Source organism: Brevibacterium ammoniilyticum (genome assembly GCF_038429965.1).
GTDB classification, from domain to species: domain Bacteria; phylum Actinomycetota; class Actinomycetes; order Actinomycetales; family Brevibacteriaceae; genus Brevibacterium; species Brevibacterium ammoniilyticum.
Genome location: NZ_BAABNP010000003.1, coordinates 180331 through 200164, shown reverse-complemented (window position 1 = coordinate 200164; position 19834 = coordinate 180331). Strand labels below are relative to the sequence as shown.

Here is a 19834-nt window from a genome sequence, read left to right as displayed (position 1 = left end):
TCGTTCGATCACTCCAGAGCGCATCCTACAGGCCGGCGATGAGAGCCTCTGCCTGCGGATGCGTCGGAGAGAAGGGGTCTTTGAGCGCGACGGCGCGGCCGGATTCGTCGTTGAGCCGCAGGTGCACCCAGTCGACGGTGTAGTCCCGGCGGGCGTCGTGGGCGGCCCGGATGAAGGCCCCGCGCACGGCCGCGCGGGTGCTCATCGGCGGTTCGTCCTTCGCCGCGGTCTGTGCCTGAGCGGTGACGAGGCTCTTCGCCAGGCCCGCCGCCTCGAGCTTCGGGAACAGGCCCGTGGCCGGGGTGATGTCGTGGTAGGCGATGTCGAGCCGCTGGATCTGCGGATCGCCCAGACCGATGCCCCCGCGGGTCATCGCCCGGTCGATGAGCGCCCGCTTCATCACCCAGTCGATCTCCGTGTCCACGGCCGAGAAGTCCTGGGACCCGAGGGCCTCGAGCATCCTGGTCCACAGATCGATGACGTAGCCGGCCAGCCCGTCCTCACCGAGGCTGTGGTCCCCGGTCTCGACGAGGTGCGCCGCCCGGTCGCGGTAGTCGGCGAGGAGACCCAGCGGCGTCGTCGTCGACCCGTCGGTCCTCTCCAGGCGGGTGCGCCCGGTGAGGTCGCGGGCGACGACGCGGATGTCACGGACGGGGTGGCGCAGTCCGTGGTCGGGGATCCGCGCGCCTTGTTCGATGAGGTCGAGCATGAGCACGGCGGAGCCGAGCTTGAGCGCCGAGGTGGCCGTCGACATCGACGAGTCCCCGACGATGACGTGGAGCCTGCGGTACTTCTCCGCATCCGCGTGCGGTTCGTCGCGGGCGTTGATGATCGGCCGGGAGCGGGTCGTCGCCGAGGACAGGCCCTCCCACATGACGTCGGAGCGGGCGGAGAGGCCGAACGTGAGGTCCCCGCGGTCGGCGGTGTCATCCGGCGACAGCGACGAGGTGCGGGGAATGATCGCCCCAGCGCCGACGAGCAGCTGCCGGGTGACGAGGAAGGGCAGGAGGACCGTGGTCAGCCGGTTGAAGTCGAGTCCCCGGCGGATGAGGAAGTTCTCATGCGAACCGTACGAGTTCCCGGCCGCGTCCGTGTTGTTCTTGACCATGTGGATCCGCCCGGACAGACCGTCGGCGGCGATGCTCGCCTGCGCCTTCTCGAGCAGGTCGATCATCAGGGCCTCCCCGGCCCGGTCCTGGGCGAGGAGATCGCCGAGGCTGTCGCATTCGGCCGTCGCATACTCCGGATGGGAGCCGACGTCGAGGTAGAGGCGGGACCCGTTGGGCAGGAACACGTTCGAGGAGCGTCCCCATTCGACGACGGGACGGAAGAGGTAGCGGGCGATCTCCTCAGGACCGATGCGCTTGTGGTCCTCCCCCGGGGTGTGCGCGAGCCCGTACTCCGTCTCGAGTCCGTAGATCCGCGCCATCACTGCCCTCGGAGGTCGGCGACGACGGCGTCGGGAAGGCGGCGGAACTTCCGGTGGCCCGGCGCCTGCCGGTCGAGGACGGCGGCCTCGAGGTCCGTGACGGCCAGCGGGCCCGAGGTCGTCGCCGCGAGCGCGTCGACGCCGAGGCGCAGCACCGGTTCGAGCGCTTGGGTGCTCGTGACGATCCCGCGGAGCCGGTCGGTGATCGCATCGGCCTGTCCGCCGATCGCGACGTGCTCGGTCTCGTCGATGACCGAACCGTCGTAGGTGATCCGGTAGAGCTGGTCCTCGGTCGGGGTGACCCCGAGTTCGGCGACGACGAGTTCGACCTCGAAGGGCTTCGACTCGGTGGTGAACACCCCGGCCAGGGTCTGGGCGTAGGCGTTCGTCAGGCCGCGCGCGGTGACGTCACGGCGGTCGTAGGAGTATCCGCGCAGGTCGGCGTAGCGGACACCGGCCTGGCGCAGCGTCTCGAACTCGTTGTACTTGCCGACAGCGGCGAAGCCGATCCGGTCGTAGATCTCGGCGATCTTGTGCAGGGTCGGTGAGGGGTTCTCCGCGAGCAGGAGGATGCCCTCCGCGAAGCGCAGCACGACGACGGAGCGGCCGCGGGCGATGCCCTTGCGGGCGAAGTCCGCCCGGTCCTTCATCAGCTGTTCGGGCGAGACGTAGAACGGGGCCTGGGTCATGACTGCGCCTTCCGGGTCCGTTCGGCGACGACCTCGGCGGCCGTGGCGAGCACCGTCTCGGAGGGGAGCTGCCGGACCCCGGTGGCCAGTTCGACGGTGAAGACCGTCGGGGCGATCGCCCGGACGAAGTCGGGACCGCCCGTGGCCGAGTCGTCGTCGGCGGCGTCGAAGAGGGCTTCTACGGCCACTGCGAGGGCCGCCTCGGTGCTCAGATCCGGCTGCCACAGCTTCTTCAGCGCACCCCGGGCGAAACCGGATCCAGAGCCGATCGCATGGAAGCGGTGCTCCTCGTACTTGCCTCCGGTGACGTCGAAGCTGAAGATCTGCCCGTCGGGCCGGGACTCGTCGACCCCGGCGAACATCGGGACGACGGTCAGCCCCTGCATCGCCAGGCCGAGGTTGCCCCGCAGCATCGCGGCGAGCCGGTTGGCCTTGCCGCCGAGGGACAGCCGGGCGTCCTCGATCTTCTCGTAGTGCTCGAGTTCGAGCTGGAAGAGCCGGATGAGGTCGAGGGCGACGCCTGCGGTCCCGGCGATGCCGATGACGGAGAAGTCGTCGGCGGCCCTGACCTTCTCCATCGCATGGGAGGCGATGAGGTTGCCGATCGTCGCCCGCCGGTCACCGGCCATGAGGATGCCGTCGGCGGTGCGGAAGCAGATGATCGTCGTGCCCTCGGGCACCTCGGCGAACTCCCTCTCGTCCATCCGCGGCAGCGCCTCGGGAGCAAGATCGCGCAGCAGTTCGGTCAGGGAGTTGCTCGTCGAGCTCAGATACGCAGGAGGGAACCCTGCCATCTCATTGCCCGCCCTTCTGGACGAAGTTGCGGACGAACTCCTCGGCGTTGGATTCGAGGACGCTGTCGATCTCGTCGAGGATCGAGTCGACGTTCTCCGTATTGATCTGCGCCGACACTGCCTGCGGCGGATCGACCGGGGGCTCGTCCCCGCCGGCGGAGTGATCCTTGTTGATCTGTTCGTTCGAGCTCATCACAGCCTTCTCTCTTGCGTACTCGCGCTCAGTCTAGTCACTCCGAGTCGGCGCAGCAGGGTGAGTGCGTCGTCGACTCCGGCGAGTCTGTCCGCCAGCAGGGCGCGGGTTCCCTTGCGCGGTTCGCTCATCGGCAGGCGCACGAGACCGTACTCCCCGGCGTCGAAGACGAGCGAATCCCAGCTCGCGGCGACGAGCGAATCAGAGAGCCGGGTCACGGCCACGGAGCGCAGGTAGGCCCGGGTGCCGTCGGGCGGGGTGACGACGGCCGCCTCGACTTCTTCGGGTGTGGTCAGCCGGGTGATCCGACCGGCCCGCTCGAGCTTGTGGAAGAGCCCCTTCTCCGGGCGCACGTCGTGGTACTGGACGTCGATGAGGGCGAGCTTCGGATGGTCCCAGTCGAGTCCCTCACGCTGCCGGTAGCCGTCCATGAGCACCCACTTGGCCACCCAATCGATCGAATCGGAGAGGCCCTTCGGGTCGCTCGCGAGACCCGTGAGGAACCGGCGCCATTCGGCGAGCACTTCCTGCGTGTCGGCGTCGTCGTCGGCGTGCTCGGCGCACGCGGACCAGTAGAGCTCCTGGATCTCGAGCGCACTCAGGCTCGAGCCGTCGGTCAGGGGCAGCCGGGCGCTGAGGCTGAGGTCGCGGCTGACGTCCCACAGGGCCTGGAGGGGGTCGGCGAGTTCGAGTCGCGGGGCGAGTCCTGCCTCGATGAGGCCGAGGACGAGCGAGGTCGACCCGAAGCGCACGAGAGTGGCGGGCTCTGCCAGGGTGGCGTCGCCGATGATGACGTGGAGGCGACGGTACTTCTCCGGGTCGGCGTGGGGTTCGTCGCGGGTGTTGACGATCGGCCGGCGCAGGGTCGTTTCGAGTCCGACCTCGGCTTCGAAGAAGTCCGCGCGGGAGGAGATCTGGTAGCCCGGTTCCTCCCCTTCCCGACCGAGCCCCACGCGGCCGGAGCCGCAGAGGATCTGCCGGGTGACGAAGAACGGGATGAGACCGGCGACGAGGTCGTCGAAGTCGACGGCGCGGTCGACGAGGTAGTTCTCGTGCGTGCCGTACGACGAGCCCTTCGAGTCGGTGTTGTTCTTGTAGAGGTTGACGGGGGCCGCGGACTCCGCGAGACGGCGCACCGAGTCGAGCGCGACGAGGTCACCGGCCCGGTCGTAGAGAACGAGGTCGCGGGGGGTGAGCACCTCGGGTGAGGAGTATTCGGGGTGGGCGTGGTCGACGTAGTAACGGGCGCCGTTCTCCGTGACGACGTTGGCGAGGTATTCGGCTTCGACCGCCTCGGCGGGCAGATGCGTGAGCTGGGAGGCATCGGCGTCGGCTGAGTTCATGAGGAATCCGCGCGCATCGGCCAGCGGTGACTCGGTGGCGAAGTCCCAGAAGCTCTGCGAGGACTTCAGCCCGCGGGGACCCGCGTAGGCGTCGACGACACGCGCCGAGTCCCGCATCGGATTGGCCTGGGGATTGCCCGGTTGGCTCAGCCCGAACTCCGTCTCCGCGCCCATGACCCGCTGCACCGTGACCATCTCAACTCCTCCACCGTCTAGACTCGCCTTCGTGGCTGCGAAGAAATCTCATCTCCCCATCGCCCTGGTCGTCGACCTCGTGCTCGTCATCCTGTTCACCATCATCGGTCATTACACGCATTCGCGCGATCTCGATCCGGCGGGCATCGCCGCCACCGCGTGGCCGTTCCTTGCCGGCCTCGGCCTCGCATGGGTGCTCACCGCGGTGTGGGACCGCCCTCTCTCACCGTTGCACTCCGGGACGGGGATCTGGGCGATCACCGTGCTCATCGGGCTCGTGCTGCGCGGGCTGACCGGCGCCGGATCCGACCCGGGGGCCGTGCCGGTGAGCTTCATGGTCGTCGCGACGACCCTCAACCTCATCACCCTCGTCGGGTGGAGGATCATCGCCACCGCCGTCGCCGGCGGCACCCGCTCGCGTCGCCGCTAGAGCAGAGCGCTTAAAGCAGATCGGAGTCGGGGGCCGCCTCGGCGATCTCCGATTCGAGCGCCGGGGCGCCCCGGGTGGTGTCGAGGTGCATCATCCGCAGATGGGTGACCCGCTCCCCCTTGCGACCGGAGATCCGCGCCCACTCGTCGGGGTTCGTCGTGTTCGGCAGGTCCTCGTGCTCGCTGAACTCCTCGGCGATCGCCTCGGCGAAGTGCTCGGGGTGCAGTCCCCGCTCCCCGGTCTCGAGCAGCGATTTGATCGCGCCCTTCTTCGCCCGGTCGACGATGTTGTGAATCATCGCCCCCGAGGCGAAGTCGGAGAAGTGGAGGACCTCACGGGAGCCGTCGGCGTAGGTCGCCTCGACGAACTCGTTCTCCGGGGTCGCCGCGTACATCCGCTCGACGCAGAAGCCGATGAGCGCGGTCACCGCGGCCGCGGGTGAGCCGTGTTCGGCCACGAGCGCCGGGTGCAGCGGCAGCTCGTCGGTGAGGTACTTGCCGAAGATGTCCCGGGCGCCCTCGGCGTCGGGGCGTTCGATGCGGATCTTGACGTCGAGGCGGCCCGGGCGCAGGATCGCCGGGTCGATGAGGTCCTCCCGGTTCGATGCGCCGATGACGATGACGTTGTCGAGCTGTTCGACGCCGTCGATCTCGGTGAGCAGCTGCGGGACGATCGTCGTCTCGACATCGGAGGACTTGCCGGTGCCGCGGGTGCGGAAGAGCGACTCCATCTCGTCGAAGAAGACGACGACGGGGAAGCCTGCCGAAGCCTTCTCGCGGGCGCGGGCGAAGATGAGGCGCAGCTGGCGCTCGGTCTCCCCGACGTATTTGTCGAGCAGTTCGGGGCCCTTGATGTTGAGGAAGTAGGTGCGCCGGGCCTGGGCGGCCGTCGTCCTCTCCGCCAGCGAGTTCGCCACGGCCTTGGCGATGAGCGTCTTGCCGCAGCCGGGAGGACCGTAGAGGAGGATGCCCTTGGGCGGTTTGAGGCCGTGCTCGGTGTAGAGCTGCGGGTGTTCGAAGGGCAGTTCGACGGCGTCCTGGATCTGCCCGATCTGGTCGGCCAGTCCCCCGATGTCGGAGTAGGTGATGTCCGGGACCTCTTCGAGCAGCAGCGAGGACACCTCGGGCTTCTCGACGACCTCGAGCGCATAGTGGGTGCGGCTGTCGACGACGACGGCATCGCCGAGGCGCAGGCCTGCGTCGATGAGCTCCTGGCTGAGCACGTAGACCTGTTCGTCGTCGCCGGGGGCGCCGACGAGGATGCGGGTGGCGTCGACGAACTCGCGGACGGTGACGACGCTGCCGACCGAGGCGAAGTCGCCGGTGCCGATGATGACGAGTCCCTCGGAGAGGAGCACGTCGGCCCCGGTGCCAAGCGCCGCCGGGTCGACCTCGGGGCCGATGGCCACGCGCATGCGCCTGCCCCCGACGATGACGTCGCCGGTGAGCCCGTCCGCGGACAGGGCGATGAGGGTGCCCCAGCTGTTCGGGGGCTCGGTCAGGCGCCGGGCCTCCTCCTTGATCCGTCCGAGCTCCTCCCGGGCGGTGCGCAGAGTCTTCGACAGCGCTTCGTTCCGCTTGCCTGCGCTGTAGAGCTGCTGGCGCAGGGAGGCGGTGTCCTCACGCAGCTTCCTGACCTCGGGGGTCGACGTCTCCGTCATCTCTCCTCCTCCTGCTCGGTGTCCTCGCCGGTGCGCTCGAGGCGCCTGCCGGCCTCGCGCATGACCCGCCGCAGCTTCTTGCCGGTGGCCACCCGGGTGCCGATCGCGGTCTCCGTGACCTCTCCCCCGGTCCACGCGTCGACGTCGGCACTCGAGGCGGGCGACCCCTGGGGGCGCTTCTTCTTCTCCAGGGGCGCACTGCCCGGGGCCATCCGGCGGGCGATGACGAGGAAGCCGGTGTGGGCGATCATCCGGTGGTCGGGACGCACGGCGAGTCCGTCGACGTGCCAGCCGCGGACCATCGACTCCATCGCGTTCGGTTCGCTGAAGCAGCCGGATTCCCGGACCGCCTCGACGAAGCGGGAGAGCTGGGGCACCGTGGCGACGTAGGCGACGACGGCTCCGCCGGGGGCCAGGGCCTCACTCACCGCGGGCAGCACCGTCCACGGGGTGAGCATGTCGAGGACGACCCGGTCGACGGTGCCGGGGGGATACGCGCCGGGCAGCTCCTCGGCGAGGTCGCCGACGGTGACCTCCCAGTTCTCGGGGGCGCCGTCGAAGAAGTCGGCGATGTTGCCGGCGGCGATCTGCGCGAACTCCTCACGCAGTTCGAACGAATGGACGCGGCCTGTGGGGCCCACGGCACGGAGCAGGGCGATCGACAGGGCGCCGGATCCGACGCCGGCCTCGACGACGGTGGCCCCGGGGAAGATGTCGCCGAGGGTGACGATGAGTCCCGAGTCCTTCGGGTAGACGACAGCGGCGCCGCGCGGCATCGAGAGGACGAAGTCCTCGTAGAACGGGCGGAAGATCTGGAAGTCGACCCCGCCGGTGTTCGTCACCACGATGCCCTCGGGGCGGCCGATGATCTCGTCGTGTTCGATGAGTCCCTTGTGGGTGTGGAACACCTCGCCGGGGGCGAGCACGATCGTGTGCATCCGGCCCTTGGGATCGGTGAGCTGGATCTTCTCCCCCGCGCTCAGCACGGCGGCGGGGATCGTCTCTGGCTGCGTCATGATGCTTCTACTCTACGCTGGTGAGGTGTGCCTTATGCACACCGGTTCAGGCTGCGAGAAGCTCGTCGAAGAACTCCTGCAGATCGATCACGCCGATGAGGGTGTTGCCGTCCATGACCAGGCAGAACTGCGCCTTGGGACGATGGGTGAGCGACTCGAGCAGGTGGGGGGCGGTGATGTCCTTGGGCACCCCGATCCAGCCGGCAAGGGGACGTGCCACCTCGCCGACGGGGATGCGGGCCGAGGATTCGGCCAGCCGCCCTGCCGCGGCGTGACGGTCGACGAGACCGTAGGGCAGGCCCTTCTGGTCGAGGACGACGATGAGCGTGCGCTCCTTCGCGTGCCCGAGCGTGTTCGCGTAGTCGAGGGTGTCGGCGAGGTCGGCGTCCCAGGTCGCCGCGATCGCCGGCTGGATGACCTGCGCGAGGTCGTAGGTCTCCATCTTCCGGGCGCGCTTGGCGTGGGTGGCGGCGTCCCCGGCGGAGAACCACAGCATGATCGCGATGAGCGACATCCAGGCGACGTTGAGCGGGTCGGGCCGCTGCCCCGCGAGCAGCGGGGTGATGACCGACCAGCCGATGAAGCCGATCGCGATGATCCGGCCCACCCAGCTGGCGACGATGGTTCCCAGGTACTGCGAACCGGTGATGCGCCACATCAGCGCCTGCAGGGCCCAGCCGCCGTCGAGCGGGATGCCGGGGAGCAGGTTGATCGCACCGAGGGCGACGTTGGCGAAGGTGACGGCGATGAGCAGCAGCCACGGCACCGAGTAGGGGGTGACCGCGCTCAGGCACCACCAGCCGAGCAGGGCGAGGACGATGTTGACGACGGGACCGACGATCGAGATGACGAAGCTCGTCATCGCCGCCTTGTCCCGGGGGTTGTCGACCTGCGGTTCGAAACGGGTGAAGCCGCCCCAGATGTTGAGCTCGATCGCTGCGACCTTCTGCCCGTAGAACTGCCCGGCGACGCCGTGGGCGAGTTCGTGGAGGAACACGGAGGCGAAGAGGAGGACCGCGTAGGCGAAGGCCACACCCCAGGACCACACTCCGAGGTCGGGTCTGACCGTGAGCACCCAGGGGGCGAAGAGGATCGTGATGACGATCGCCGCGAGGAACCACGACCAGGCCAGGATCACCGGGGCGCCGAGCACGGTGCCCAGGCGCAGACCGGAGGAGGCACCGGTCTGGTGGTTCTTCACGGCCATCGCAGATAATCCTCAGATCGGTTGGGGGTCGGGACTCCTCAGCCTAACAGCGAGAGGTGGCTTCACCTTCACAGACGCGTCGGGTCGGCTCGACTTCCCGCCCGTGTCAGGACCCCTGGCTAGAGTGGTCCCATGGCCGAGCTCATCAGTCTCTCACCCTCGCGCGCGAACGACTTCGTCCAGTGCCCGCTGAAGTTCCGCTTCCGCAGCATCGACAAGCTGCCCGAACCGCCGTCGCAGGCGGCATTCAAGGGCACACTCGTCCATTCCGTGCTCGAACAGCTCTTCGAGCTGCCCGCCGCCGAACGGACAGAGGACTCGGCTCAGGCCCTGCTGGCCCCGAGCTGGGAGGCGCTGGTGGAGAAGGACCCGAACGTGCTCGAGATCTTCGCCCACGCCGGGGAGAGGGAGACATTCCTCACATCGGCGCGTTCGCTCATCGGCGCGTACTTCACACTCGAGTTCCCCGAACACCTCGAACCGGAGGAGACGGAGAAGTACGTGACGACGACGCTGGACTCGGGCCTCGAGCTGCGCGGGTTCATCGACCGGGTCGACGTCGCCCCCGGCGGTGAGAAGCGCCTCGTCGACTACAAGACGGGAAAGCAGCCGAAGCCGCAGTACGGTCGGGAGGCGAAGTTCCAGATGGGCTTCTACGCCCTCGTCGAGTACCGGCTCACCGGTGAGCTCGTCCACACCCTGCAGCTGATGTACCTCGGTTCGCGCAGCATCCTCAAGTCGCATCCGACGATGTCGGACATCGAGGCCAGTGAGTTCGAGATCGACGCGATCTGGAACGACATCGTCGCCTCCGCCGAGGCGGACCGCTGGCGTCCGCGCAAGTCCCCCCTGTGCAACTGGTGCTCGTTCAAGCCGATCTGCCCGGCGTGGGGCAATGAGGCGCCGCCGACGCCGGAGATCACGCGGATAGTCGGGCGCTGACCTCGCGCAGATCCTCGACACCGCGCCCGGCCAGACTCGGCCACAGGGTGGTGCCGGGAGCCGGGTCGAGGTCGACGAGGTGGGGAATGCCGATCGCGATCGTCCCGGCCGCCTCCGCACTGGCCAGCCCTGGACGCGAGTCCTCGAGGGCGACGCAGTCACCGGGGTCGAGGCCGAGCAGCGCGGCACCGGCGAGGTACGGTTCGGGATCGGGTTTGCCCCGGGCGACGTCGTCGCCGCCGACGAGGCCTGCGAAGCTGCCGGGCGGGCACGCGGAGATGACCGCCTCGGCGAGACGCCGGTAGGACATCGTCACCATCACGCACGGGATCCCCTCGGCACGCAGCGCCTCGAGCAGCTCGAGCGCGCCGGGTCGGAACGGGACACGTTGCCCCACGGCGGCGATGACCGCGGTGAGCAGCGTGTCGACGATGACGGGGGCGGGCAGGTCGAGTCCGGCCTCCCGCATCATCTCCGCCGAGGTGAGCAGGTCGTTGCCGACGAATTCGAGCCCCTGCTCCTCACTCCACGGCAGACCGTGGGCGGTCATGAGCTCGGTTTCGGCGGCGATCCAGAAGGGTTCGGTGTCGACCAGGGTTCCGTCCATGTCCCAGAGGACAGCGGCAGGGTTCGTCATGGTTCCAGCGTAATCTGGTCGCATGACATTTCTCCCATCCGGTTCCGGCAGCCTCGTCTTCATCGCCTTCGAGGGCCAGGACGCCGACGCCTCGGAAGCCGCGAGCTCCCTGGTCAAGGACATCATCGATGCGTGGGGACTCGACGAGAGCGAACTCCTCGACACCGACGGGTTCTACGAATTCCGCTTCTCCGAACCGGAGATCGAACGTGACGAGACGGGGCGGGCGAGCATCGCGTGGCCCGGCGTCGAGGTCCACCGCGGGGAGCACGACGGGCAGGCGGTGACCGTCATCCACGGTCACGAACCCGGACTGAAGTGGCGGGAGTTCCTCTCCCTCATCCTCTCCGAGGTCGGTGAGGACGATTCCGTCGTCCTCCTCGGCGGTCTCCACGCCGAGGTGGCCCACACGCGGCCCTTCCCCGTCGTCGCGAACACCGAGGACCCGGATCTCGCCGCGGACCTCGGCATCGAGATCAACAGCTATGCGGGGCCGATCGGCATCCTCGGTCTGCTCGGGGTCGCCTGTTCGTGGCGCGGGCTGACGGCGATCAACCTGTGGGTCGGGGTCCCCGACTACCTCAGCGACTCGCCGTCGCCGAAGGCCGAGCTCGCACTCGCCCGGGCGGTCGAGCGGACCACCGGGGTCGAGATCGACATTCCCATCCTCGAGGAGGAGAGCAGGGCATGGGAGCTCGGTGCCGACGAGGTCGTCGCCGCGAACCCGCAGCTCGCCGATCTCGTCCGGACCCTCGAGGAGCGCATCGACGCGACCGAGCTGCCCGAGGCCAGCGGTGAGGCGATCGCCGCGGAGTTCGAACGCTATCTGCGCGGTCGCGGCCGCGACCGCTGATCGCGGGCCTCGGTCGCTGGTCGCGGTCAGTCGCGCAGGCGGATGCCGAGGAGGGCGTCGACGGCGTCGGCGACCCGTTCACCGCTGACCGGGCCGGCGTCCCCGGCCGGTGAGTCCGCGTAGTGCTCGGCCCATTCGTCGAGGATGCCCAGTGCCCGCGGGCTGTCGAGGTCGTCGGCGAGGGCCTCACGCAGAAGGCCGATGATGTGGCCGCGCAGGCCCTCCCGGCATTCGGCCTCGCGTTCGGCGGCATGCCGCCAGGCGGCCAGCCGCTTCTTCGCAGTCTCGAGGAGCTCGGGGGTGAACATCCAGTCGCTGCGGTAGTGGTTGGACAGGAGCACGGTGCGGATGACCATCGGGTCCACGCCCTCGGCCAGCAGCTGGGAGACGAGGACGAGGTTGCCCTTCGACTTGCTCATCTTCTCCCCGTCGAAGCCGACCATGCCGGTGTGCATGTACGTCTTCGCCAGCGGCCGGTGCTGCCACGCGGCGGCGTGGGCGGCGCCCATCTCGTGATGGGGGAAGACGAGGTCGCTGCCGCCGCCCTGGACGTCGACGGGCAGGCCGGCCTTCTCCTCGGCGATGACGGTGCATTCGATGTGCCACCCGGGCCGGCCGGGTCCGAGGCTGCCTCCGTCCCATGCGGGTTCGCCCTCGCGGGCGGCCCGCCACAGCAGCGGATCGAGCGGGTTCTCCTTGCCCGGGGTGTCCGGGTCTCCGCCGCGTTCGGCCGACAGGCGCAGCATCGTCGCCCGGTCGTCGTGGCTGACGCTGCCGAACGGGGGCTGGACGGGTGTGGACACACGGTAGTAGACGTCGCCGGACTCGAGCGTGTAGGCGGCCCCGGTCTCGATCAGCTCGGCCACCGCCTCGGCGATCTGGGGGATCGATTCGACGACGCCGACGTAGTCCTCGGGCGGGATCACGCGCAGGGCGGCCATGTCGTCGCGGAAGAGCTGGATCTGGGAGTCCGCGAGCTCCCGCCAGTCGACGCCCGTGGCCGTGGCACGCTCGAGCAGCGGGTCGTCGACGTCGGTGGTGTTCTGGACGTAGACGACGTCGAGTCCGGCGTCGCGCCACACCCGCCCGAGCAGGTCGAAGGCGACATAGGTCGCGGCATGGCCCAGGTGCGTCGCATCGTAGGGGGTGATCCCACAGACGTAGAGCGTCGCCTTGCCGTCTCGGCCGGTGAGTGTGCGGGGACTGCGTGCTCCTGTGTCGAAGACCGTGGGCAGGATGCCGGGGGTGGACAGGACGGGCACATCGGGTGCGGACCAAGACTTCACGCAGACCAGCCTAACCGAGACCTCCGGATTCGAGCATTTCCTAGATCGGGGGCCACGGGATGACCGTGCGGTCCCCCGGCGGTTCGGGGAAGGCGCCCTCTGCGCGCAGTGCCTTCGCCCGCCGTGACAGCGCGGTGATCTCCGCCTCGGCCAGGCACTCGCCGAGGTCGTCGGCCAGTGCCGCGGGCACGTCGGCGAGCGTGGACAGGGCGGATTCTTCGGCGTCGTCGAACTCGGTCCCGGCGAACCCCCAGAGCACGGTGCGCAGCTTCTCCTCGGTGTGGAAGCTCAGTCCGTTGTCGATGCCGTAGACGCCGTCGGCGGTGGGCTCACCGGGCAGGGTGCTGCCGGTGATGATGTGACCGGCCTTGCGGTCGGCGTTGCCGACGAGGAGGTCGAAGAAGGCGATGCGCCGCAGACCCCGGCCGAGACCGTGGGAGAGCACGAGGTCCCGTCCGTCCTCGGTGCGCAGGGCGAACATCGGCACATACCCTTCCGGGATCTCGGCGACCGAGGTCAGCCCCACAGCATCCGCCGTGCCCGAGGCCTCGACGTAGGCCTGCAGCGAACCGGGACCCGAGGCCAGGTCGGTGCGCAGCACGGTGGGCGGCACGACGCCGAGGTCGAGACCGCGGCTGAGACGGAAGGACGCGACCTCGCGCAGCCCGAGGGTGCCGCGCGGGAAGTCGCGCAGGGGCCGCTCCCCCGACATCGGCTTGTACACCGCTTTGAGCGTTCGCCCGCCTGCTTCGACGACGACGAGGGCGGTCGCGTTGCTCGCCCGCGGGATCTCGCCCATGAGCGTGCATTCCCCGCTGGTGAGGGCGGTGGTGACGACGGCTTCGACCTCGGCCACGTCAGGCGCGGGCCACGCCGTTGGCGCGAGGGCAGAGATGACCGTCGGGTTCGAGCGGCAGCGAGCAGAACGGGCAGTCCCCGCGTCCGGCCGAGACGACCTGTTCGGCGCGCCGGGCGAACTCCCTGGCCCCTGCGGCGTCGAGGACGGTGCGCAGCACATCCCGCTCGATCGCATCGTCGTCGGGGTCGGCCGAGGTGCCGGCCTGGGCGTCCTCCTCGGTGAGTTCGAAGCATTCGACGACGAGTTCGTGGGCGACGGTGTCCCAGCCCAGGCTCATCGTCCCGACCCGGAACTCCGGGTCGATGGGGACGTTGAGCCCGGCATTGTCGATGCGGTCGTCGATCGCGGTCTGCGGCACCCGGGCCGCGGGGTCCTTGACCATGACCATGTCGAGGAGCTCGGTGATGCGGTCGGCGAGGATCTCGACCTGCTCCTTCTCCACGACCACGGTCGTCAGGGAGTTCCCGGACTTCGCCTGGAGGAGGAACGTCCGCTCCCCCGGCAGACCGACCGTGCCGACGACGAACCGGTCGGGAGTGGGGTGATCGTAGAGTGAGGCCATGCCCTCCAGCCTAATCCACAGGCGCGCCGCCCCGAGACCCCTAGGCTCACTCTTCCGACTGGGATACATTTGACTCATGAGCACAGATCCTCGTGAGGCCCTGGACGCATTCCTCGAAGCGGTGAGGGAGCACTTCGCCGCATCCGCACACCGCAACGGAGACCAAGACCCTCGCGTCGAGGCCGCCTACATGGCGCTCGCCGACGCCTTCGAGATCTACGAAGACGCCATCTACACCGCCTACGACGAGGTGACCCCCTTCGAGCTCTTCGACGACGTCGAGGATGCGAAGGCCGACGAGGAGGACGAGGACTACGACGAGTTCGGCGTCGCCGACGATGACGACGACGAAGACGAGGTCGACGCCCGCCGCTGAGGCCCGCAGGAGATCTGTGGCTCTCAGGAGATCTGCTCGAGCACCTCGGCGATCTCCGGTTCCAAGGCGACATCGCTGTCCACGATCTGCGCCAGCTGCTCCGGCGTCCTGACCGAGATGAGCGTCGAGGCGATCCCCCGGTCCCGGTTGAACGCGAGAGCGATGTCGGTCGTGCTCACCCCGAGCGCCGTCGCAGCCCTGCGCACCCCGGCGAGAACCTGTCCGGATCGGTCGTCGAGGTAGGGCGAGACGTAGTCGGCGAGCTCCCCGGCCAGGCGTGAGTCCTGCGGGGTGCCCCGGTGGTACTTGTCGCTGAGCACACCGCGTCCGAGCCCGGCTCCGGCGATGAGTCCGACTCCCGCGTAGTCGGCGGCCGGCCTGAGTTCGGCGTCGGCCTCGCGGTTGAGCAGAGAGTACTCGCTGATCGCGCACGCGATGGGAATGCCGGCACCGCGCATCTCCGCCAGCTGCCACCCCGTGTGGTGGGACACGCCGACGTAGCGGACGGTGCCGAGGGTGAGCAGGGTGTCGATCGCCGAGGCGGTCTCGGCCCGCTCGACGTCGTCATCGAAGACGTCGAGGACGAGGATGTCGAGGTGGTCGCGACCGCTCGCCTGCAGCAGGTGTGCGACCTGGTCGAGGATGCGTGCTCGACCGAGCCCGAGCTCGATGTGGGAGGACTCACTCAGAGAGACTCCGACTCGGGCGGCGAGGACGATCTCGTCCGGCACGTCGAGCTGCCCGAACACGGCGGCGGCGTGGAGGCCTGAACTGGGAAGTTCGACGAGATTGCCGCCCGCGGCGGCGAAGTCGTCGATGAGGCGCTGCGCCGTTCCCGCGTCGACCCGGTGACCCCATTCGAATGTGCCGAGGCCCACATCGCTGACGTCGAGACCGGTCGTGCCGAGGCGGTTGTGCTTCATGATTCTTGAGGTTACCCGATTCGGCGACTACCGTGGTCACGTTCCCCCACCCCCTGATCTCTAGGAGACCCATGTACGACTGGCTCGTGGCCGCCGTGCTCGGAATCGTCCAGGCACTCACGGAATTCCTTCCGATCTCGTCGTCGGCGCACGTGCGCATCGTCGGGGAATGGCTCCTGCCGGGACAGGACCCGGGGGCGTTCTTCACCGCGATCATCCAGATCGGCACCGAGCTCGCCGTCGTCGTCTACTTCTGGCACGACATCGTCTCGATCATCTCCAAATGGTGTCTGGCCCTGGTCGGCAAGTACGACCGCAAGGACCCCGAGGTGCGCTTGGGCTGGCTGATCATCATCGGCTCGATCCCCATCGTCGTCATCGGCCTCCTCTTCCAGGACTACATCGAAGGCGCCCTGCGCAGCCTGTGGATCACCGCGACGATGCTCATCGTCTTCGGCCTCATCATCGGCCTCGCCGACTGGGTGGGCAAGAAGCAGTACACGCTCGAGGACATGAAGTGGGGGCAGGGCATCGTCTACGGGCTCGCGCAGGCGCTCGCCGTCATCCCCGGTGTCTCCCGGTCGGGAGGCACGATCATGGCCGGCCGGTTCATGGGCTTCGAACGCGCCGCCGCCGCCCGCTACTCGTTCCTGCTCGCGATCCCCGCCGTCCTCGGGTCGGGCTTCTACGGCGTGTACAAGAGCCTCGGCTCCACGGACATGGTCCTGGGGTGGGGTCCGACGATCCTTGCGACCGTGATCTCCTTCGGCCTCGGCCTCGCCGTCATCCACTGGTTCCTCGGCTACATCAAGACGAAGTCGTTCGCGATCTTCGTGTGGTACCGGGTGGCACTGGGCATCCTCATCTACATCCTGCTCGCCACGAACGTCCTCCAGCCCATCTGACCCGGGTACCGGCGCCGCGGCTGCCGCCCTCCACCGGGAGGCTCAGGCGAGTCCGCCCCCGCCGGGTGCCGAGCCTTCGGCGAGCCCGGCGGCGGTCACGGACATCGCCGTCATCACCGGCACCCGCCCGGAGTAGTCGATGACGGTGAAGGATCCCGGAGCCACGGCCAGGCGCTGGAAGTCATCGAGGGGCATGCCGAGCGCTGCGGCGATGATCGCCTTGATGATGTCGCCGTGGGAGACGATCATCCCCCACGCCCGCGGATCGGCGGCCTTCTCCCCCGCCTCAGAGTCGACGGCACCGGCCGCCTCGGCGGTCCGGGCTTCGAGCGTTCGGAGCTCGGCGACGAGCTCGGACACGCCGGTCACGGCCCTCTCGGCCGCCTCGGCGATGGACTCCCCGGCGGGGAAGCGCATCGCGGAGGCGCGTTCGCTCACGGTCGTCCATTCGGGTGTCTCGACGAGCTCCTTGAGGCTGCGTCCCGTCCAGTCCCCGTAGTCGAGTTCGGTGAACGCCTCGTCGACCGCGGTCGTCTCGGCGCTCACGTACCGCGCGGCGAGCTGCGCGGTCTGCACGCAGCGGTCAAGCGGTGAGTGGACGAGTCGGGCGAACTCGGTGTGCGGGAGCATCCGCAGAGTGTCCGTGAGCGCTGTGACCCCGTCGTCGGTCAGCGACACGCCGGAGGCCCGGCCGGCGAGGATTCCTGCCGTGTTCGCGCTCGAGAGTCCGTGTCTGAGAAGGACGATGACGGGCATACGATCCAGACTAGCCCACGTCGTCTACAGTGGGCCTATGAAACGTCAGCGCCCGAGAATGACCTACGAGTACCGGTCGGTGTCCTTCTCCAAGGACGTTCCGCGCTCCGTCACCCTCCAGGAGCTCAACGACCAGGCCGAGTACGGCCACTGGGAGCTTGCGAGAACGCGGATCTCGGCAGGCGGCACCCGCACCGTGTGGCTGCGGCGCAAGATCATGCCGCTGCCGGCCGCCGGTTGACCCCGACCGGCAAGGGCCACTCGGCGGGTCTGCTCAGCCTGCTCGCGGCCGGATTCGTCACCGTCGTCGCCGGCGGCGCGATGTCGCTGCAGGGCCGGGCGAACGGACTGCTCGGACCGGTCCTCGGCCATGCCGTCTTCGCGGCCCTCGTCTCCTTCCTCACCGGTCTCCTCATCGTCGGCACGGTGCTCGTGTGCTCTCCGCATGCCCGCACCGGTGCGCGCATCCTCATCCGTCTGGTGCGGTCGGGGCGGATGCCGTGGTGGATGCTGCTCGGCGGGCTCAGCGGTGCCCTCGTCGTCATCGCGCAGGCCTCGACGGTGCCGATCATGGGCGTGGCGATGTTCACGATGGCCTTCGTCTCCGGTCAGGTCACCGGCGGTCTCGTCGTCGATGCGACCCGGCTGCCACCGGGCGGACGGCAGCGTCCCACGCTTCTGCGCATCACCGGTGTCCTCATCGTCCTCGGGGCCCTCGTGCTCGGGGCCGGTGAGCGTCTGGAGCTCGGTGTGCCCCTGTGGGCACCGCTGCTGCCCTTCGCCTCGGGCACTCTCACTGCGGTCCAACAGGCGTTCAACGGTCGCATCCGGGCGGCCTCCCGGTCGGCCGTGGTGGCCACGACGACGAACTTCCTCACGGGGCTGGCCGCACTGCTCGTAGTCGCCGGGATCGCGATGGCTCTCGGGGCCGCATGGACGGGGTTCCCTGCGGCTCCCGGGCAGTGGTGGCTGCTCCTCGGCGGGGCCTTCGGGGTCGTCTTCATCGGACTGACCTCGCTCACCGTCGCCCGCCTCGGCGTGCTCCTGCTCAGCCTGTTCTCGCTCTTCGGCAATCTGCTCGGCGCCCTTCTCCTCGACGCGCTCCTGCCGCTGCCGGGTTCGCTCGTGAGCACGACGACGGTCATCAGCGCCGCCCTCGTCCTCGTCGGGATCGCGGTGACGATCACGCCTTCATCAGGAAGTCGCCGAGGACGCGGGTTCCGAAGGTGAGGGCGTCGACCGGCACCCGTTCGTCGACGCCGTGGAACATCGCCGGGAAGTCGAGATCCCCGGTGAGTCTGAGCGGCGCGAAGCCGTAGCCTGAGATGCCGAGCTCGGACAGGGACTTGTTGTCCGTGCCGCCGGAGAGCGTGTACGGCAGCACCGCGGCCTCGGGATCGGCCGAGCGCAGGCTCGCCTGCATCTGTGCCACGAGCGGGACCTCGAAGGGCGATTCGAGGGCCGGACCCTCCTCATTGACCTCGACGTCGACCCCGACGCCCGCGAGCTCCTTGATCTTGAGCATGACGTCCTCGTGCTGCCCGGGCAGGGTGCGGCAGTCGACGAAGCCGGTCGCGGTGCCCGGGATGACGTTGTGCTTGTAGCCGGCCTTGAGGTACGTGGGGTTCGAGGTGTTCTGCAGGGTCGGGGCGACGAACTTCTCGACGGAGCCGAGTTCGGCGAGCAGTTCGCCGATGGTCTCGGCGGTGAACGGGATGCCGGTCATCTCCGAGACCCCGGTGAGCAGCTGCCTCGTCGCTGTCGGGATCTCCTGCGGCCATTCGTGCTCGCCGATGCGCGTGATCGCTGCGGCCAGCCGGGTGACCGGGTTGTCGTCGTTGCGCTGGGAGCCGTGTCCTGCCGAGCCGTGGGCGATGAGGTTGAGCCACGCGAGGCCCTTCTCGGCGGTCTGGATGAGGTAGACCCGCTGTCCGCGGACGTCGACGGAGTACCCGCCGACCTCGGAGATCGCCTCGGTGGCGCCGGAGAAGAACTCCGGGTGGTTGCGTACGACGTAGCGGGCGCCGTATTCGCCGCCGGCCTCCTCGTCGGCGAAGAACGCGACGATGAGGTCCCGCCTCGGCGAGAGTCCCTGTCGGACCATGTCCCGGATCGAGGCGATGATCATCGCGTCCATGTCCTTCATGTCCACGGCGCCGCGACCCCAGAGGAGACCGTCCTTGATGACACCGGCGAACGGGTCGACGGACCAGTCCTCGGCCTGGGCGGGGACGACGTCGGTGTGCCCGTGGACGACGAGAGCCGGGGCGGTGGAGTCGACTCCGGAGATGCGGGTGACCAGCGAGGCCCGGCCGGGCGCGGATTCGACGATCGCGGAGCGCAGACCCACCTCGGCGAACAGGCTCTCGATGAGCTCAGCGGCGGGGCGTTCCGGATTCGCCTTGTTCCCGCCCCAGTTCTGAGTGTCGATGCGGATGAGCTGCTGGCACAGGGATGTCACCTCGGCCTCGGCAGCGCTGAAGTCAAACACGATTGCTCCCCTTCGTTGCGGCGGTGCGAACAGGGTCCACGGTATCCCACCGGGGGCGGGGCACGGACAGCGGGTCCGGGCACCGGATGCGGGGCGTGAGCCGACGGGCCGGGGTGAATGACGGAAGGCCCTTCCGGATCTCTCCGGAAGGGCCTTCCTGTTGTGCGCGAAGGGGGACTTGAACCCCCACGTCCGATAAGTTGGACACTAGCACCTCAAGCTAGCGCGTCTACCAATTCCGCCACCCGCGCTGGCAACAGGAATTACTCTACACGCGTTCGACGGCGA

Annotated in this window: 22 protein-coding genes and 1 tRNA gene; 7 read left to right on the top strand and 16 right to left on the bottom strand. The window is 68.8% G+C overall.

What is annotated here, in order from left to right:
• Positions 1-25: 25 nt before the first annotated feature.
• The 5 genes from pafA to dop are packed head-to-tail and all read right to left on the bottom strand — an operon-like array spanning position 26 to position 4643.
• On the bottom strand, positions 26-1429 hold the full coding sequence (gene pafA, locus AAHA49_RS04750) for a Pup--protein ligase (protein WP_342037397.1): 1404 nt from the start codon (positions 1427-1429) through the stop codon (positions 26-28).
• Complete coding sequence (prcA, locus tag AAHA49_RS04745) at positions 1429-2118, bottom strand: proteasome subunit alpha (RefSeq protein WP_342037396.1); 690 nt, start codon at positions 2116-2118, stop codon at positions 1429-1431. The genes pafA and prcA overlap by 1 nt, the downstream gene beginning before the upstream one ends.
• On the bottom strand, positions 2115-2912 hold the full coding sequence (gene prcB / locus AAHA49_RS04740) for a proteasome subunit beta (RefSeq protein WP_342037395.1): 798 nt from the start codon (positions 2910-2912) through the stop codon (positions 2115-2117). The genes prcA and prcB overlap by 4 nt, the downstream gene beginning before the upstream one ends.
• Position 2913: 1 nt before the next feature.
• Complete coding sequence (locus AAHA49_RS04735) at positions 2914-3105, bottom strand: ubiquitin-like protein Pup (RefSeq protein WP_095375555.1); 192 nt, start codon at positions 3103-3105, stop codon at positions 2914-2916.
• Positions 3105-4643, bottom strand: coding sequence for a depupylase/deamidase Dop (dop, locus tag AAHA49_RS04730; protein ID WP_342037394.1), 1539 nt, complete (start codon positions 4641-4643; stop codon positions 3105-3107). The genes AAHA49_RS04735 and dop overlap by 1 nt, the downstream gene beginning before the upstream one ends.
• Positions 4644-4674: 31 nt before the next feature.
• Here dop and AAHA49_RS04725 point away from each other — a divergent pair, with 31 nt between their 5' ends.
• Positions 4675-5073: a DUF3054 domain-containing protein gene (locus AAHA49_RS04725; RefSeq protein ID WP_342037393.1), complete on the top strand. Its 399-nt coding sequence runs from the start codon at positions 4675-4677 to the stop codon at positions 5071-5073.
• Between the two features lie 10 nt (positions 5074-5083).
• Here AAHA49_RS04725 and arc read toward each other — a convergent pair whose 3' ends face one another.
• The 3 genes from arc to AAHA49_RS04710 are packed head-to-tail and all read right to left on the bottom strand — an operon-like array spanning position 5084 to position 8956.
• On the bottom strand, positions 5084-6733 hold the full coding sequence (gene arc, locus AAHA49_RS04720) for a proteasome ATPase (RefSeq protein WP_342037392.1): 1650 nt from the start codon (positions 6731-6733) through the stop codon (positions 5084-5086).
• Positions 6730-7749 (bottom strand): tRNA (adenine-N1)-methyltransferase, encoded by a 1020-nt coding sequence (locus AAHA49_RS04715; protein WP_342037391.1) that lies wholly within the window; start codon positions 7747-7749, stop codon positions 6730-6732. Before AAHA49_RS04715 ends, arc begins: the two co-directional genes overlap by 4 nt.
• 46 nt (positions 7750-7795) lie before the next feature.
• Positions 7796-8956, bottom strand: a complete 1161-nt coding sequence (locus AAHA49_RS04710; RefSeq protein ID WP_342037390.1) for a site-2 protease family protein — start codon at positions 8954-8956, stop codon at positions 7796-7798.
• 132 nt (positions 8957-9088) lie between these two features.
• On the opposite strand from AAHA49_RS04710, the gene AAHA49_RS04705 reads away from it, so the two are divergent.
• A complete protein-coding gene (locus tag AAHA49_RS04705; protein WP_342037389.1) occupies positions 9089-9898 on the top strand; it encodes a RecB family exonuclease in 810 nt (269 codons plus the stop codon).
• Here AAHA49_RS04705 and AAHA49_RS04700 read toward each other — a convergent pair.
• Entirely contained in the window at positions 9876-10535 is a 660-nt protein-coding gene (locus AAHA49_RS04700; RefSeq protein WP_342037388.1) for an HAD family hydrolase, read from the bottom strand. The two genes, AAHA49_RS04705 and AAHA49_RS04700, sit on opposite strands and share 23 nt — an antisense overlap.
• Before the next feature lie 22 nt (positions 10536-10557).
• Here AAHA49_RS04700 and AAHA49_RS04695 point away from each other — a divergent pair, with 22 nt between their 5' ends.
• Positions 10558-11388: a PAC2 family protein gene (locus AAHA49_RS04695; RefSeq protein ID WP_342037387.1), complete on the top strand. Its 831-nt coding sequence runs from the start codon at positions 10558-10560 to the stop codon at positions 11386-11388.
• A gap of 26 nt (positions 11389-11414) precedes the next feature.
• Here the strand turns inward: AAHA49_RS04695 and mshC are convergent, their stop codons facing one another.
• From mshC to AAHA49_RS04680, 3 genes are read right to left on the bottom strand one after another with little or no spacing between them, the layout of a single operon-like run.
• Positions 11415-12674, bottom strand: coding sequence for a cysteine--1-D-myo-inosityl 2-amino-2-deoxy-alpha-D-glucopyranoside ligase (mshC, locus tag AAHA49_RS04690; RefSeq protein ID WP_342037386.1), 1260 nt, complete (start codon positions 12672-12674; stop codon positions 11415-11417).
• Positions 12675-12714: 40 nt separating this feature from the next.
• Positions 12715-13530 carry an SCO1664 family protein gene (locus AAHA49_RS04685; RefSeq protein WP_342037385.1) on the bottom strand — a complete coding sequence of 272 codons (816 nt, stop codon included), beginning with the start codon at positions 13528-13530 and terminating at the stop codon, positions 12715-12717.
• Between the two features lies 1 nt (position 13531).
• Positions 13532-14095 carry a DUF3090 domain-containing protein gene (locus AAHA49_RS04680; RefSeq protein ID WP_339391618.1) on the bottom strand — a complete coding sequence of 188 codons (564 nt, stop codon included), beginning with the start codon at positions 14093-14095 and terminating at the stop codon, positions 13532-13534.
• Between the two features lie 76 nt (positions 14096-14171).
• Between AAHA49_RS04680 and AAHA49_RS04675 the strand changes: the two genes are divergently transcribed.
• Positions 14172-14471 carry a hypothetical protein gene (locus AAHA49_RS04675; protein ID WP_339391617.1) on the top strand — a complete coding sequence of 100 codons (300 nt, stop codon included), beginning with the start codon at positions 14172-14174 and terminating at the stop codon, positions 14469-14471.
• A 23-nt stretch (positions 14472-14494) separates the two neighbouring features.
• Here the strand turns inward: AAHA49_RS04675 and AAHA49_RS04670 are convergent, their stop codons facing one another.
• A complete protein-coding gene (locus AAHA49_RS04670) occupies positions 14495-15394 on the bottom strand; it encodes an aldo/keto reductase (protein ID WP_342037384.1) in 900 nt (299 codons plus the stop codon).
• A 71-nt stretch (positions 15395-15465) separates the two neighbouring features.
• Between AAHA49_RS04670 and AAHA49_RS04665 the strand changes: the two genes are divergently transcribed.
• A complete protein-coding gene (locus tag AAHA49_RS04665) occupies positions 15466-16299 on the top strand; it encodes an undecaprenyl-diphosphate phosphatase (RefSeq protein WP_342037383.1) in 834 nt (277 codons plus the stop codon).
• Positions 16300-16341: 42 nt separating this feature from the next.
• Here the strand turns inward: AAHA49_RS04665 and AAHA49_RS04660 are convergent, their stop codons facing one another.
• Positions 16342-17055 (bottom strand): histidine phosphatase family protein, encoded by a 714-nt coding sequence (locus AAHA49_RS04660; RefSeq protein ID WP_342037382.1) that lies wholly within the window; start codon positions 17053-17055, stop codon positions 16342-16344.
• A 37-nt stretch (positions 17056-17092) separates the two neighbouring features.
• Here AAHA49_RS04660 and AAHA49_RS04655 point away from each other — a divergent pair, with 37 nt between their 5' ends.
• Positions 17093-17296, top strand: a complete 204-nt coding sequence (locus AAHA49_RS04655) for a DUF5703 family protein (RefSeq protein ID WP_339391612.1) — start codon at positions 17093-17095, stop codon at positions 17294-17296.
• Complete coding sequence (locus AAHA49_RS04650; protein WP_342037381.1) at positions 17254-18285, top strand: DMT family transporter; 1032 nt, start codon at positions 17254-17256, stop codon at positions 18283-18285. The genes AAHA49_RS04655 and AAHA49_RS04650 overlap by 43 nt, the downstream gene beginning before the upstream one ends.
• Here AAHA49_RS04650 and AAHA49_RS04645 read toward each other — a convergent pair.
• Together AAHA49_RS04645 and AAHA49_RS04640 are read right to left on the bottom strand one after the other, a co-directional pair.
• Complete coding sequence (locus tag AAHA49_RS04645) at positions 18239-19546, bottom strand: M20/M25/M40 family metallo-hydrolase (RefSeq protein ID WP_342037380.1); 1308 nt, start codon at positions 19544-19546, stop codon at positions 18239-18241. The two genes, AAHA49_RS04650 and AAHA49_RS04645, sit on opposite strands and share 47 nt — an antisense overlap.
• Positions 19547-19709: 163 nt before the next feature.
• Positions 19710-19797: transfer RNA gene (locus AAHA49_RS04640), tRNA-Leu, on the bottom strand.
• Positions 19798-19834 lie beyond the last annotated feature (37 nt).